This window comes from bacterium, assembly GCA_037147175.1.
Classification (GTDB): Bacteria; Cyanobacteriota; Vampirovibrionia; order Gastranaerophilales; family UBA9971; genus UBA9971.
In genome coordinates, this window is record JBAWVS010000019.1 from 30,320 (window position 1) to 44,843 (window position 14,524).

Genomic DNA, 14,524 nt, shown 5'->3' on the forward strand with positions numbered 1-14,524 from the left:
ATGCACGATTTGTATATAAATATTTTTAATAAACTCGGAATACCGACATTTTTTGCAGAAATCACATGGCCGATTATTCCGTTTATATGTGTAGCTGTTTTGCTGATTTTAGTGGTATTATTCCTTGTTTTAATGGAAAGAAAAGTTCTTGCGTGGCTCACAGTAAGAAAAGGTCCCAATAGAGTCGGTCCTTTTGGCTTTTTTCAGACGATAGCGGACGCAATTAAACTTCTTTGCAAAGAAGATATTATGTCTAAAGATACAAATAAAATCCTTTTTACGCTTGCGCCTGTGATTGTATTCGCGCCGATAATGGTTATATACGGTTTAATGCCTTTCACAGAAAAGTTTGTTGCGATTAACCTTGCAGCAGGGTTATTTATGATTTTTGCACTCTCATCAATAACAACTGTGGGAATCGTTCTGGCAGGATGGGCAAGCAATAACAAATATTCATTGCTTGGAGCAATGCGCTCTGCGGCTCAGGCAATTAGCTATGAAATACCTCTTATAATTGCTGTATTGAGCATTGCAGTACTTGCAGGAACACTAAACCTTTCTGATATAGTGGCAGCACAATCCGGAGGTGCTTCCGACCAAACATTCCTTAACTGGAACGTCTTTAGCTGGAACATAATACCTTCTTTTATCGGCTTTATAGTTTTCTTTATATGCTCAATTGCTGAAGTAAACAGGATTCCTTTTGACTTACCGGAAGCTGAAAGCGAGTTGGTAAGCGGATATAATACCGAATACTCAGGCATGAAGTTTGCGCTGTTCTTTCTTGCAGAATATGCCGCTATGTTTATAATGAGTGTTTTAATAGTTACACTATTCTTAGGCGGGTATTTATCGCCTTTTAATGATTATTTATCAATAACTTTATTCCAGAATATAATACATAACCGGAATATTCTTGATCTTTTTGTCCATATAGAGCAAGGGTTCTGGATTATAGCAAAAACATATTTTGTAATATTTATTATTATATGGATTAGAGGCACTTTGCCGAGATTAAGAGCTGACCAGTTGATGTCTTTTGCATGGAAATTTCTTTTACCTCTTTCTTTGCTCAATTTAACGATTGTAGCCGTATTCAAATACGTCGTAACTTTAATAAACGGATAAAATTATGAAAATTATATTTAACAAAACAGTAAATGGAATAATTGAAATAGCAAGAGGCATGTTTACCATCCTTAAGCATGCTTTTAGACCTGCTATAACCCTAGAATATCCAGAAAAAAAACCTGTGCTTTCTTCAAGAACAAGAGGAAGGCTGGCGCTTACTACTAACCAAGATGGAAATCTAAGTTGTATTGGATGCATGTCGTGTACAAAAGTTTGTCCATGCGGCGATTTAATACAGATTGAATCTGCAAAAGACGAAAATAACAAGAATATAATTAATAAATTTACCATTGATATGGGCAGATGCATATTCTGCGGAAACTGTACGCAAGCCTGTCCTAAGGATGCGCTTATTATGACTGATGAATTTGAACTTGCTGATTATTCCAGAGAATCTCTGGTTTTTGATAAAGATAAATTAAAGCTTTCTCCTGAAGAATCTGCAAAATGGAGAGATAAAAAAGAACGGGATGTTTAATTAATAAACAAGGTGTGTTGAGGTTTTAATGTATTATGGACATAATTTATAATTTATTTTTCTATGTTATTGCATTTGTGCTGGTAATTGCAGCTCTGGGAGTTGTATTTTTGCCGAGAATTGTGTACTCTGCAGTAGCAATGATTCTGGCTTTTATTTCAGTGGCAGGAATTTTTGTGTTATTAAACGCTGATTTTGTTGCTATATCGCAAATAATTATTTATGCAGTAGGCATAACAATAGTTATGATTTTTGCAATTATGCTCACCGGAAGGATTTCAGAAAAAAAACTCTGGATAGCTTTTGCGCCAAGAACATTGTTTGCTTTTGCCACTTCGGGAGCATTTTTTGTTACTATTTTGTTTGCAATAACTGACGGATTCAAGTCTTTAGCGAGAGAAAGCAATATATTTTCGGCAACATTACCTTCTATAGAAACTATTGATACTTTGCAGAACGAAGGAACAACCGGAATTATAGGCAAAGCTCTCTTTACAAAATATGTTTTGCCGTTTGAAATATTGTCATTATTACTGCTGGCAGCAATTATAGGGGCAGTAGTTCTGGCAAAAAAAGACAGGGATAATCTTGTTAACCCTACAACAAACCTGATAGAGGAAGATTAATATGAGAATAGACATTATTTTAAACCTTTTCAACGTAGGACTTACTCATTACTTGATTTTGGGGGCTGTTTTATTTTGTATCGGTATAGTGGGACTTATTATTTCGCGAAATATAATCAGAGTACTTATGTCAATTGAAATTTTACTTTGTGCGGTAAATATTAATTTTGTTGCTTTTGCAAATTATAGCGACATTAATAATTTACAGGGACAGGTATTTGCTATATTTATAATGGCTATTGCAGCAGCTGAAGCAGCTCTTGGGCTTGCCATTCTTCTATCGCTTTACAGGAACAAACCTACAGTTGATACAGAAGAAATGAACGAATTAAAAGGATAAAAATAATTTAGGAGTGTTTGAATATAATGCAGTTTTTTGTAGAAAATGCCGGTTTAATAGCGTTATTGCCCTTGTGGGTTTTCTTGATTATTATATTTGGTCAAAATTTATTTGTTTATGAAAATAAAAAATTCACGTTATGGCTGACGACAGCAAGCACTTTTGCCGGTCTTGTTTGCTCAAGTTTTATATTAGTCTGGACTTTTAATCACACTGCACCTTATGTTCAGAACTTTAACTGGATCCAGGCTGGCAATATCAATTTATCAATAGGAATTATCGTAGACAGGCTTGCTGCAATGATGCTTATGGTTGTTACAAGCGTAAGTTTGCTTATTCAGATATATTCTCATGAATATATGAACAAAGACGAAGGCTATCACAGGTTTTTTGCATACCTCAACCTGTTTAATTTTTCGATGCTAGGACTTGTTTTAAGTTCTAATCTTTTTCAAACTTATATTTTCTGGGAACTCGTGGGAGTTTCGAGTTATCTGCTTATTGGTTTCTGGTTCAGAAGACCGTCTGCTGCGAGTGCAGCAACTAAAGCTTTTATCATGAACAGAATCGGTGATTGCGGTTTGCTGATAGGCATTTTAATGTTTTTATTTTTCTCAATCGGCTGGTGGGCAAGCAGTAGTGATATATTTTTAAGTTTTACCTCTATGCCCGAAGCTGCAAAATATGTTCTTGACTCAACAAATCCCTTTTTATATACAGTTATTGCAATTTTAATTTTTCTTGGACCGGTGGCAAAAAGCGCACAATTTCCATTACATACTTGGCTTCCGGATGCAATGGAAGGCCCGACACCAATCAGTGCTTTAATTCACGCAGCTACAATGGTTGCAGCAGGTGTTTATCTTATCGCAAGAGTTTATCCAATTTTCGAACTTTCTCCTAATGCAATGACAATCATTGCATGGACAGGTGCAATTACTGCATTTATGACTGCAACTATAGCTATAACGCAGCAGGATATAAAAAAGGCATTGGCTTATTCAACTTGCAGCCAGCTTGGATTTATGGTAATGGCTATGGGCGCCGGTGCATACTCTGCAGGTCTGTTCCATCTTATGACACACGCTTATTTTAAGGCTATGTTGTTCCTCTGCTCAGGCGCAGTAATACATGGATTGAATGACCAGCAGGACATGAAATATATGGGCGGCTTAAGAAAACATATGCCGGCTGTTGCTTATACTTATTTAATAGGTTGTTTGGCTATTTCGGGGATATTTCTGAGCGGATTCTGGTCAAAAGAAGAAATTTTTTCAGGATTACTAGAGCATAACCAGCTTGTTTTACTTGTAATTGCAATCTCAGTTGCAGGAATGACGGCTTTTTATATGTTCAGAACTTATTTTCTTACATTTGAAGGGGAATACAGAGGACATGAACATCCTCATAATGCCTCAAAAACAATAACTCTACCGTTAATTATTCTGGCAATTCCGTCTGCTATAATAGGTTTTATTCTTTGTGGAAAGTTCGGATTACCTTCGTTCGATGCTTTTATAAACACAGCAACGGAAACTGCTTCTCGCGGAGAAAGTTTATTGATTCCTGTTGTTTCTTTATTAGTTTCACTGGCAGGGTTTGGGCTTGCTATGATTTTGTACGTCGATAAATACAAAAATATGTTCAAAATCAATCTGGATAAATTTATACAAAAAATTAAACCCGTTTACAATTTTTCCGCAAACCTCTGGTATATCGATCGTTCCTATTACAAATTTGTTGATTATATTGTACTTCCTATTTCTGAATTTTTGTCAGCTTTCGACAAATTTATTGTAGATGGATTAGTCAATCTGGTGGCTATCTGGGTGCGTTTTAGCGGTTGGTTACTGAGAATTTTTCAAAATGGAAATGTCCAAACTTACGCCACAATACTTTTTGGCGGATTGATGTTTTTAACGTTCATATTCACTATTTACTGGTTATTGTAACCGGCTTAGCTATATTTTCGAATTTAGTTAAAGCCACAGATGAAAGGTTAAAGTTACGAAAACAAGGCTCTAAATCAAGAGTAATAATCTAGACAAAAGAAAGGTTAGTAATGGAATTTTTATCTCTAATATTATTGATATTTCTGCCCGTTATAGGGGCAATAATTATATTCGGTCCGTGGTTTCCCCAAAATGAAGTAAAAATAAGAAGGTTCGCAAAAGGCTGGAGCGGTCTTGTGTTTATTTATTCGCTGTTTTTTATAACATTTTTTAATCCGTCACAAACAGGTTTTCAGTTCGAAAATATATTAAAACTACCCGGAGGAAAAGATTGGATTGCGCCTCTAGGAATAAATTTTGCATTTGGTGTTGACGGAATATCTATTACACTTATTATTTTAACCACATTTTTGGTTCTTATTTCACTTATTGCAAGCAAATATAGCATAACAAAAAGACACAAACTTTATTACTCAATGATATTTGTATTGGAAACTGCTATTTTAGGGGTTTTTGCAGCAAAAGACTTATTCTTATTCTTTTTATTCTGGGAAATAGAACTGATTCCGATGTATTTTCTGATTTCTATATGGGGAACAGGCAGAAAAGAATATTCAGCAATGAAATTTATTCTTTATACTTTTGCAGGAAGTATTTTCATGCTTGCATCTATACTTGCTATTGTGTATTACCACTATTCACAGACAGGCATTTTGACTTTTGATTTAGGAATTTATACGTCATTAAAAGATTACAGCTACCCATTAATTTTCTCTATACTAGCTTTTTTTGGATTTTTCGCTGCATTTGCAGTAAAACTCCCTATAGTTCCTTTGCATACTTGGCTTCCTGATGCGCATGTTGATGCTCCTACACCTGTAAGTATGCTTCTAGCAGGGATTTTGCTAAAAATGGGCGGTTACGGATTGATAAGAATGAATTTGCAGATTTTACCTCAGGCGGTTAAGGTTTTAGCACCGTTGCTTATTATTTTAGGAGTCATAAACATAATTTATACAGCCTGTATTGCGCTTGTTCAAACAGATCTCAAAAAACTAATTGCCTACAGCAGTGTCAGCCACATGGGAATCGTTTTAGTCGGACTGGGCGCTTTAAATACTGCCGGAATTTCCGGAGCTGTTTTTCAGATGGCGGCACATGGCATAATAAGTGCAGGTTTGTTTATGATAGTCGGCATTATTTATCTGAGAACGCACACAAGAGAAATTCCTTTGTTGGGCGGGCTGGGGCAAAATGCTCCAAGAATTATGTATTTCTCTTTAATGATAGTTCTTGCGAGTTTAGGTTTACCTTTATTAATTGGTTTTGCTGCCGAAACGCTGGCTTTTTACGGAGCTTTTACGTCATATGCAATAAACGGGCTTTCTTTTTTCGGCTGGTATATTCCTGTTTCTATACAAGTATTGACTGCTGCAGCTATTTTCGGAATAATTTTAACGGCTGCTTACCTGTTATGGATGTTTAAAAAAGTTTTCTATGGCAACTTACTCCCCAGATGGAAGAAATTCCACGATGCTACACCTCATGAAGTAGTCATACTGCTGTCATTAATACTTGTAATCGTAGTATTCGGGTTTTATCCAACAGGATTAACAAGTATTTTCGTTCCTACAGTCAATAATATTGTGAATTTAATTTAATCTATAAAATCTATTAATTAGGAGATAAAAATGAATCTATTGTTTGATATAGCAAATGCCCTCTTGCCTGAAATGCTGCTGGCTATTTTAATTATAATATGCCTGATTATGACCTTTAGTTTCAGGAATGATGACCAAAATTTAGTTTTTGTTGCCGCTATATCAGGGCTTGTATTCACTATTATTTCGTTTGTATTTTTGCCTCATTCTCAAGAAATAACTGCATTTTCAGGAACTTTTGTTTCAAACAGTTTTACTATTTTGTTCAGAGTGCTTATTTTACTGGGGGCAATTTTATCAATTTTATTATCAAAAAGATATGTCTGCAATTTTGGCAATAGTATCGGGGAATTTTATACTTTAATTCTCACTGCTACTTTAGGAGCAATGCTTCTGACAGGTGCGAATGATCTTATTATGTTTTTTGTGGCGATTGAAACATTAAGTATTTCAAGCTTTGCCCTGTGCGGATATACTAAACTTGACAGACTAAGTAATGAAGCCGCATTAAAATATCTCGTAATCGGAGCTGCTTCAACAGCTATAATGCTTTATGGGTTTTCATTTCTTTACGGCATTACGGGACAAACAAATATTACAAATATAGTTAATTTTTTATCACATTATGAGCACAGTACAGCATTAATTATAAGTTTTATTTTTATTGTAGCAGGGTTTGGATACAAACTTTCCGCAGTGCCCTTTCATACCTGGACTCCTGATGTTTATCAGGGTGCGCCTATTCCTGTTGCGGCTTACTTATCAGTTGTTTCTAAAATAGCAGGATTTGCAGCCATAATCAGATTTATGACTCTTGTTTATGCGGATATTTCAATTTTTACTGTCGTAATTGCGGTAATTGCCGCAATTACAATGACAACCGGAAATTTAATGGCAATAGGTCAAAAAAATATAAAACGATTAATGGCATATAGTTCAATTGCTCAGGCGGGATATATTCTGCTGGGTCTTTCTGTTCTTACATCAGAAGGGATTGCAGGAATGATATTTTATTTAATCGTCTATTTATTTATGAATTTTGGAACCTGGGCTGCTGTTGAAATTTTTGCAAGCCAGACAGGAATGGATTCTATTGACGATTACAACGGACTTGCGCACAAAAACAGGTATTTTGCGCTTTGCTTATCTGTATGTTTATTGTCTTTAGCAGGTATTCCGATTACGGCAGGTTTTTTCGCAAAGTTTTATTTATTCAAAGCCATTGCCTTTGCCGGATTTAAATATATGCCTGTATTAATAATTGCCTTAATTAATACAGTTTTTGCGGTTTTTTATTATGTAAAAGTTATAAGGGCAATGTATGTAAGACCTGTCGGAAAATTTGCAAAACAAAAAGATGAAATAAAAATTTCTTTATCTTTGCAAAGTGTTTTAGTTGTGACCGTTTTAGCGACTGTATTATTAGGAATATTTGCAGGACCTGTTATAAATCTTTCAAAATCATGTGCAGATATTTTAACTATCAACAAAAAACAGCACTTCGAAAAAATAACGAGCATTACTTCCTACTTAAGACAATAATTTTTATTTATATTAAGAACTCTTAATAATTGCCTTTCAAAAAGGCAATTATTTTGTTTATAAAAACTTTAAATATATAAGAGGTCTTTTAAATTCACAATTATTTTACGGGAGCAAAATTATGGCTATCGGACCACAAGATTATATAGATCAAATGCTTGCAAAAAAATATTCTGCAGAAAAAGTTAATAATATTTCAGAAGATGTAAGCAGACTGGCAATTTCCAAAGAAAGATACTGGGAAATCCAGAAAGACATTGCAGAAGTACAAAGAGCTCTTGTAATGGTCAACACAAAATTTCAAGTCGGTAGAATTATGGCCAAAGCTGCCAGTCTTACATAAGATTTATTAAATTTACACGAAAAAAATACTGCAACTAAAATTAACCGCAGTATTTTTTTTGCATATATTTTGACCTATTATACTGAAACGAGTTTGTTTTCCCGAAAACCGGCAAAGCCGGATTTTCTCGAAAAGCATCACTCCTAAAAGATATAGTGCTTTTGCAAAAAATATTTCATTTAATAATTACATCTTATAGCACTATATCTGTTTTATCGAAAATAAACTCGTTTTGGTATAGAATTAATGTAAATATACCAAATGGAACAGATATTATGCATAAAAAAATCATTCTTGCTTCAGCCTCTCCAAGAAGAAAAGAACTTCTCGAATTAATAGGGCTTGAGTTTGAGATAATTCCTTCCTGTATAGATGAAAACGTAGAAAATAAACCGTTTTCAACAAAATTAATTGAAAATCTGGCAGTTGAAAAAGCAGGCGATATCGCAAATAAAATCACTATTCCTGCAATTATCATAGGCTCTGATACTGTCGTAATAATTGATAATAAAATCCTGGGCAAGCCAAAAGATAAAAAAGATGCCTTTAATATGCTTAAAATGCTGAGTAATAATACTCATCAAGTTATTTCTGCAATAGCCGTTATTGATACAGAAACAGGAAAAACTATGAAAGATTCTGTTATCAGCAATGTAAGTTTTAAAGAACTTTCTGACGAAGAAATAAACGCTTATATAGAAACAGGCGAGCCGATGGATAAAGCAGGAGCATACGCTATACAAGGATTGGCAAGCATGTTCGTTAAATCAATAAATGGCTGTTATTCAAATATTGTCGGGATTTCAGTTTTCAAGCTCACAGAAATGTTAAAAGAATTCGGGGTTAAACTGCTCTAATGCGTATAATTGGTATTGATCCCGGCATGGCTATAGTCGGATACAGCATTTTAGATTGCGAAGCCGAGTCGAAAAATATTTTAGTTAACTGTGGATCTATCCAAACGGATAAGACCCTGAGCAACGCAACAAGACTGCTTGAAATTTATAATGACCTCTCACATCTTTTGAAAACATACAAGCCTAATATTGCTTCTGTTGAGCAGCTGTTTTATTTCAAAAATGCAAAAACTATTATTCCTGTTGCCCAGGCTAGAGGGGTAATTCTTATGACCTTAGAAATGTTTAACATCCCAATCTATGAATACACTCCGCTGGTTGTGAAGCAAACTATAACAGGCTACGGAAGAGCAGACAAAAAAGATGTTAAAGAAATGGTAGAAATTCTATTAAGCGGTCAAAAGCTTCCAAAGCTTGATGATGCTGTAGATGCTATTGCAATAGCACTTTGCCATACTATGTGCGATGTCGGATAATGCTTTTATAATTGCCTGTTCGTTAATCCATTGCAATCCAGAGAACTTTTCTCAAAAATCTGCCCATAATTATTGCAAGCACAGAAAAAATCACATCATAAAAAAACTGCATTCCGCTTAACTGCCATATCCATCCGAAAACTGTAAAGATTGATTCATGTTTTATAAAAAGTACAATTGTTAAATAAATTACGCCTATAAAATGCACTGCGGTTACACCAACTATCGAGGCTCTTATGGTCGTAAAAGATTTTAGTTTTCCTGAAAGAATGTTTCCAACAGTGTATACACCGGGAATAAATCCGAGAATATACCCAAAACCGTGCTGCATGTAATAATTTATGCCTCCACCACCTGCAAATATCGGAAATCCGACCAATCCTGCCAAAATATACAGAATTACCGACAGCATTCCGAGTCTGGGTCCCATAATAGCCGCAATCATAAGCACTATTGGGATTTGAGGAATATAATAAAAAACATTTGTAATTTTTCCCATTGAATTTGCTTTAGCAAAAAAATCTGCCGGATTAATAAGCGCTTCCTGGGGTATTGAGAGTATTAATTGAGGAATTGGTGTAAAAGTTGATATTATTATTAAAAACGTGCAAATCACAACAATAACAAGAGAACCCGTATTTAATCTCGGAAATCTTCTCAGAAATTTGGTATTTTTAACATTTTTTATAATTCTATTATTCATAATCCGTCGTAATTTTATTATGTTCTAGTAAGGCTATTTCGCAATTTCAATTTTTCTTTTAAATCTTTTAACAGGGCTGTAAAGCTTGTATCCCATATATTTTCTGTCCACATTATCAAAGCGTCTTCTTCATTGTCCTGATAGTATTTTTTGCGTAATCCAAGACTCTTAAAACCATATTTGTAATAAAGATTTTGCGCCGGAATATTTCCTGCTCTTACTTCAAGTGTAAACCATTTTGCATTTTTTGCGTAGCCGACATCTATCATATGTTGAAGCAGTGTCTCGCCTAAACCTTTGTTTTGAAGATTTGGCTTAACCGCAATTGTTGTAATATGCGCTTCATCAAAAATAAGCCAAAATCCTGCATAACCGATTATCTCGTTCGTATCTCTATCTAAAGCAGTAAAATAATTTCCGTATTCATTTTCGATTTCACTTATAAAAGATTGAGGAGTCCAGTGATATTCACCAAAGATAACAGATTCAATTTCCATAATCTGCTCAATATCTTTAGTTTCCATTTTTCTGACTATTATATTACTCACTTTTTTCGAACTTTCTTTATCATAATTGCTAAATAAAATTATATATGAAAACAAAATTTTTTATATATTTAAAAAGAGGAAAGCATAAAATCTTTCCTCTTTTCGTAAATATTTTCAAACAGCTAAATTAATTACAAATAGCCTGCTCTTTTTCTTCTTCGGTTACGTCTTTGATAGAAAGATTTACTCTGCCTCTATCATCAACACCGATAATTTTAACGTAAACTTCATCTCCAAGATTTACAACATCTTCAACTCTGTTTACTCTCTGGTTAGCAAGTTTTGAAATATGAACCAGTCCGTCTTTTCCCGGTGCCATTTCTACAAAAGCACCAATAGGAAGGATTCTGACTATTCTACCTTTTATTATCATACCTTCTTGAACTTTAAAGGTAAGTGCTTTAACTCTGGAAATTGTTAAACGCATCATATCAGCTTCTGAAGAAGTAATGGTAACTGTTCCATCGTCCTGAATATTTATATCAGCGCCTGTTTCTTCAATAATTGCTTTTATTGTTTTACCGCCAGGACCGATAAGACCTCCTATGGTATCAGGGTCAACTCTAACAGTTTCAATTCTTGGTGACCATTTGGATAGTTCTTCTCTTGGAACTGAAATTGCTTCCAGCATCTTATCGAGAATAAATAATCTTCCTTCTTTTGCATCATCAATAGCTTTTTTCAGGGTATTAAAGTCAATTCCTGTAATTTTCATATCCATTTGAAGAGCTGTAATACCTGCTCTATCGCCTGTGACTTTAAAGTCCATATCTCCGAGGAAATCTTCAATTCCTTGAATATCTGTAAGAACAACAGCTTTTTCGCCTTCTTTAACAAGCCCCATTGCAACGCCTGCAACGATATTTTTAAGCGGAACTCCTGCATCCATAAGTGCTAAAGTACTTCCGCATGTGCTTGCCATACTTGTTGAACCGTTTGATTCAAGAACTTCTGATACAACTCTTATTACATAAGGGAAATCTTCTTTTGAAGGTAATGCAGGGAGCAAAGCTCTTTCTGCAAGAGCGCCATGCCCGATTTCACGTCTTCCTGCTCCTCTTTGAGGTTTTACTTCACCTACAGAGTAGCCGGGGAAATTATAACTGTGCATATATCTTTTATCTTTTTGAGGATCGATACCTTCAAGGCTTTGAGCAAGTCCCGGTCCTGCAAGTGTAGCGATAGAAAGAACCTGTGTTTGTCCTCTTGTAAAAAGTCCTGTTCCGTGAGTTCTAGGAAGAAGTCCTACTTCTGAACTTATAGGTCTGATTTCATTAACTTTTCTGCCATCAGCTCTAACTTGTTCATCAACAATCATTGCTCTCATTATTTTCTTTTCGAGAGATTTAAATTCTTCTCCTACAAAATCAAGTCCTGATTCTGCAAGAAGTGTTTTAATAGAATGATCTTCAGGAAGAGCGCTTACTTTTTCTTTTATTTCTGCTTTTGCAGCGTCAAGAATTGCTCTTCTTGTTTCTCTGTCAAACTGGTGGTAAGCTTCATAAACTTTGTCTTTTGCAGATTCAGACACTAAAGCTTTTAGTTCTGATGTGTCGAATGGATTAACAAATGCTTGTTTAACCACACCGCATTGAGCTGCAAAAGCTTTTTGAGCAAGAACCTGTTTTTTGATTTCCTGTTGAGCAAGCTCCACAGCCTGAAGAATTTTTTCTTCAGTCACAAAGTTACATCCTGCTTCAACCATAATCACTGAATCTTCAGTTCCTGCAACAACTATATCAAGGTCACTTTTTTCTGACTGTTGGAAAGTAGGGTTAATAATTAATTGCCCGTCAAGTTCACCAACTCTTACAGCACCGATAGGACCTTCAAAAGGTATTTTTTCCGCCAATGTAAGTGCAAGAGAAGAACCTAGTACAACAAGAGTATCAGGCTGAACTTGCTCATCAGAGCTGAGTGTTGCTGCAACTATTTGCACATCATTTCTGTAGCCTTTAGGGAATAAAGGTCTGATAGGCCTGTCTATAAGCCTGCTGATTAATATTTGTTTATCGGTAGCTCTTCCTTCTTTTCTGGTAAAGCTTCCCGGGATTTTACCCATGCAATATAATTTTTCTTCGTAATCAACTAATAACGGGAAAAAATCGATTCCCGGTCTTGGTTTGTCTGTACATACTGTTGACACAATTATAACAGTGTCTCCGCATTTTACAGTAACAGAAGCTGCTGCTGATTTTGCAAGCTTACCTGTTTCAAATTCCACTTCTCTGTCGCCAACCATAAGCGAATACTTTTGAATTGAATCCACCATTTTCTTCTAAATTTCCTTTACTTCTTTTCTAATTTCTATAGTTCTTTCGTTTATATAAGTATATATTAAAAAAAAATGATTAAAAATATTTTTATACTTTATTTTTATAAATTAGTAAATTTTGAATAAATTTAAAGCTATTTAAGATAATAAAATAATAACAAAAATCAATCAGCAATTTGCATTATGTCGATATTATATTTTGATTTTTTTAGAAATTTTTATGATTTCATTTTCAAGATCATTTGCAGAAAATTTTTCTAAACCGTAATCTTTTAAGTAAATTGGTTCAATTTTATAAGCAATTGTGCTTTTTTCGTTTTGTTTTACTCTTGGAGCCATAAATTCGAGTTCAAGATACTTTGCATTCTCTTCACCAAGGCAAAATGCTTTAAATATGTCGTTATTAAATTCATTTCCGCTGTATATACTTCTCATTAAGTAAGCTTTATCTGAACCTTCAACTGCAAATACTGCCCAGTTTGCTTTTTTACCGATAAAGCAATCCGTATTGCCTTTTTTAGACGGATCTAATAAAACAATATCATCTTTTATTTTCCATTTAGGATTGTCTTTAACCGTTGAAGTGTCTTCTTTGAAAGTGTTAGGAAATATAACAATAGCTTTTTTGCCATCGGGAATTTTAAAAGGTGCTATAGACCATGCGGAAAAATCAATTTCTCTATTATTGTTATTCTGCTGATAAGCAATAATAACAGAAGAATCATGGTTTATTGCAGCCATTCCTCTTGGATTTACGCCATAAGCCTTCCCTACAGAATCAGGAGAGGTAAAAAGAACGGCTTTATTACTTTTATCAATAAATGGTGTAGCAACGCCATTTTTATTTCTTGTATCTTCAGAAGGAGGCCATACCCTGCCAACTTGCGTTTTAGCCCAATCATCCTGATTTGCGGGATCAAAACCTCTTATTCCATTACCAATAATATGCGCTGATTCTTTATCCATAACATTGCTTTTTATAAGCTCTTCTTTTGTTATAAAAAGCTTTTTTCCATTTTCAGTTATTTGAATATGTCCATGTCTGTCAACGCTTATGCTGTTGTTTAATGAAGAGTTTATGTTGTTAATTTGAATTAGAGAAACAGGAAAATTTTTATTCAAATTATTTATCTTTGTTAAAACTTTTGTGGAGTGAGCTGAAATTTCAGTATCATTTTTTATTGTCGGCAGATATTTATTAACATACTGTATAACTTCAGAAGCATCTCTTTTTGAAAAAGCATCATCAAGTTTTGTACTTAAAGTTTTATTAATTTGAGAATCATCCCCACTAAAGCTTAAATTCAAAGGTTTTCTGTAAATTTGAAGCATTTTGGTAGTTTTTTCATAATTATTTGCACAATTATAATTTAGCTGAGCAGATTTATTTTCCAGACCGCTGTTGATTTGTTTTTTTTGCAAAATTATTGGACTATAATTGCACTTAATGTTTAACATTAATATAAAATTCCATTAATTATCTGTTATAAAGAACTATTCTGAATATTTTTATTTGACAGTTTCGCATTGAAATCGTAACACTTTGTTACAATCGTTAAATAACGAAAGGAGCAAAATAAATGACAGAAGTA

Annotated in this window: 14 protein-coding genes; 10 read left to right on the forward strand and 4 right to left on the reverse strand. The window is 34.3% G+C overall.

Translation table 11 applies throughout. The features are described from left to right. From nuoH to ruvC, 10 genes are all read left to right on the forward strand, one after another. Positions 1–1,128 carry an NADH-quinone oxidoreductase subunit NuoH gene (gene nuoH / locus WCG23_06220; GenBank protein MEI8389464.1) on the forward strand — a complete coding sequence of 376 codons (1,128 nt, stop codon included), beginning with the start codon at positions 1–3 and terminating at the stop codon, positions 1,126–1,128. Positions 1,129–1,132: 4 nt separating this feature from the next. Further along, positions 1,133–1,609 carry an NADH-quinone oxidoreductase subunit I gene (locus WCG23_06225; GenBank protein ID MEI8389465.1) on the forward strand — a complete coding sequence of 159 codons (477 nt, stop codon included), beginning with the start codon at positions 1,133–1,135 and terminating at the stop codon, positions 1,607–1,609. 35 nt (positions 1,610–1,644) lie between these two features. Beyond that, on the forward strand, positions 1,645–2,235 hold the full coding sequence (locus WCG23_06230; GenBank protein ID MEI8389466.1) for an NADH-quinone oxidoreductase subunit J: 591 nt from the start codon (positions 1,645–1,647) through the stop codon (positions 2,233–2,235). Position 2,236: 1 nt separating this feature from the next. Further along, the gene (gene nuoK, locus WCG23_06235) at positions 2,237–2,575 is read left to right on the forward strand and encodes an NADH-quinone oxidoreductase subunit NuoK (protein MEI8389467.1); all 339 of its coding nucleotides are present in this window, start codon (positions 2,237–2,239) and stop codon (positions 2,573–2,575) included. Between the two features lie 26 nt (positions 2,576–2,601). Next, positions 2,602–4,527, forward strand: a complete 1,926-nt coding sequence (gene nuoL / locus WCG23_06240; GenBank protein ID MEI8389468.1) for an NADH-quinone oxidoreductase subunit L — start codon at positions 2,602–2,604, stop codon at positions 4,525–4,527. 110 nt (positions 4,528–4,637) lie between these two features. Further along, positions 4,638–6,188, forward strand: a complete 1,551-nt coding sequence (locus WCG23_06245; GenBank protein MEI8389469.1) for a NuoM family protein — start codon at positions 4,638–4,640, stop codon at positions 6,186–6,188. Between the two features lie 30 nt (positions 6,189–6,218). Then, the gene (gene nuoN / locus WCG23_06250) at positions 6,219–7,730 is read left to right on the forward strand and encodes an NADH-quinone oxidoreductase subunit NuoN (protein ID MEI8389470.1); all 1,512 of its coding nucleotides are present in this window, start codon (positions 6,219–6,221) and stop codon (positions 7,728–7,730) included. A gap of 121 nt (positions 7,731–7,851) precedes the next feature. Further along, the gene (locus WCG23_06255) at positions 7,852–8,073 is read left to right on the forward strand and encodes a hypothetical protein (protein MEI8389471.1); all 222 of its coding nucleotides are present in this window, start codon (positions 7,852–7,854) and stop codon (positions 8,071–8,073) included. Positions 8,074–8,348: 275 nt separating this feature from the next. Continuing rightward, a complete protein-coding gene (locus tag WCG23_06260) occupies positions 8,349–8,930 on the forward strand; it encodes a Maf family protein (protein ID MEI8389472.1) in 582 nt (193 codons plus the stop codon). Continuing rightward, entirely contained in the window at positions 8,930–9,406 is a 477-nt protein-coding gene (gene ruvC / locus WCG23_06265) for a crossover junction endodeoxyribonuclease RuvC (protein MEI8389473.1), read from the forward strand. Before WCG23_06260 ends, ruvC begins: the two co-directional genes overlap by 1 nt. 22 nt (positions 9,407–9,428) lie before the next feature. Here the strand turns inward: ruvC and WCG23_06270 are convergent, their stop codons facing one another. The 4 genes from WCG23_06270 to WCG23_06285 form a co-directional block, all read right to left on the reverse strand. Further along, positions 9,429–10,109, reverse strand: a complete 681-nt coding sequence (locus WCG23_06270; GenBank protein MEI8389474.1) for a biotin transporter BioY — start codon at positions 10,107–10,109, stop codon at positions 9,429–9,431. Positions 10,110–10,126: 17 nt separating this feature from the next. Next, positions 10,127–10,657 carry a ribosomal protein S18-alanine N-acetyltransferase gene (gene rimI / locus WCG23_06275; protein ID MEI8389475.1) on the reverse strand — a complete coding sequence of 177 codons (531 nt, stop codon included), beginning with the start codon at positions 10,655–10,657 and terminating at the stop codon, positions 10,127–10,129. A gap of 127 nt (positions 10,658–10,784) precedes the next feature. After that, entirely contained in the window at positions 10,785–12,929 is a 2,145-nt protein-coding gene (locus WCG23_06280; GenBank protein MEI8389476.1) for a polyribonucleotide nucleotidyltransferase, read from the reverse strand. A 195-nt stretch (positions 12,930–13,124) separates the two neighbouring features. Next, positions 13,125–14,390, reverse strand: coding sequence for a hypothetical protein (locus WCG23_06285; protein MEI8389477.1), 1,266 nt, complete (start codon positions 14,388–14,390; stop codon positions 13,125–13,127). Positions 14,391–14,524 lie beyond the last annotated feature (134 nt).

Coding starts and splice junctions, on each gene's coding strand:
- nuoH (MEI8389464.1), top strand. CDS start 1: ATGCACGATTTGTATATAAATATTTTTAATAAACTCGGAATACCGACA.
- WCG23_06225 (MEI8389465.1), top strand. CDS start 1,133: ATGAAAATTATATTTAACAAAACAGTAAATGGAATAATTGAAATAGCA.
- WCG23_06230 (MEI8389466.1), top strand. CDS start 1,645: ATGGACATAATTTATAATTTATTTTTCTATGTTATTGCATTTGTGCTG.
- nuoK (MEI8389467.1), top strand. CDS start 2,237: ATGAGAATAGACATTATTTTAAACCTTTTCAACGTAGGACTTACTCAT.
- nuoL (MEI8389468.1), top strand. CDS start 2,602: ATGCAGTTTTTTGTAGAAAATGCCGGTTTAATAGCGTTATTGCCCTTG.
- WCG23_06245 (MEI8389469.1), top strand. CDS start 4,638: ATGGAATTTTTATCTCTAATATTATTGATATTTCTGCCCGTTATAGGG.
- nuoN (MEI8389470.1), top strand. CDS start 6,219: ATGAATCTATTGTTTGATATAGCAAATGCCCTCTTGCCTGAAATGCTG.
- WCG23_06255 (MEI8389471.1), top strand. CDS start 7,852: ATGGCTATCGGACCACAAGATTATATAGATCAAATGCTTGCAAAAAAA.
- WCG23_06260 (MEI8389472.1), top strand. CDS start 8,349: ATGCATAAAAAAATCATTCTTGCTTCAGCCTCTCCAAGAAGAAAAGAA.
- ruvC (MEI8389473.1), top strand. CDS start 8,930: ATGCGTATAATTGGTATTGATCCCGGCATGGCTATAGTCGGATACAGC.
- WCG23_06270 (MEI8389474.1), bottom strand. CDS start 10,109: ATGAATAATAGAATTATAAAAAATGTTAAAAATACCAAATTTCTGAGA.
- WCG23_06280 (MEI8389476.1), bottom strand. CDS start 12,929: ATGGTGGATTCAATTCAAAAGTATTCGCTTATGGTTGGCGACAGAGAA.
- WCG23_06285 (MEI8389477.1), bottom strand. CDS start 14,390: ATGTTAAACATTAAGTGCAATTATAGTCCAATAATTTTGCAAAAAAAA.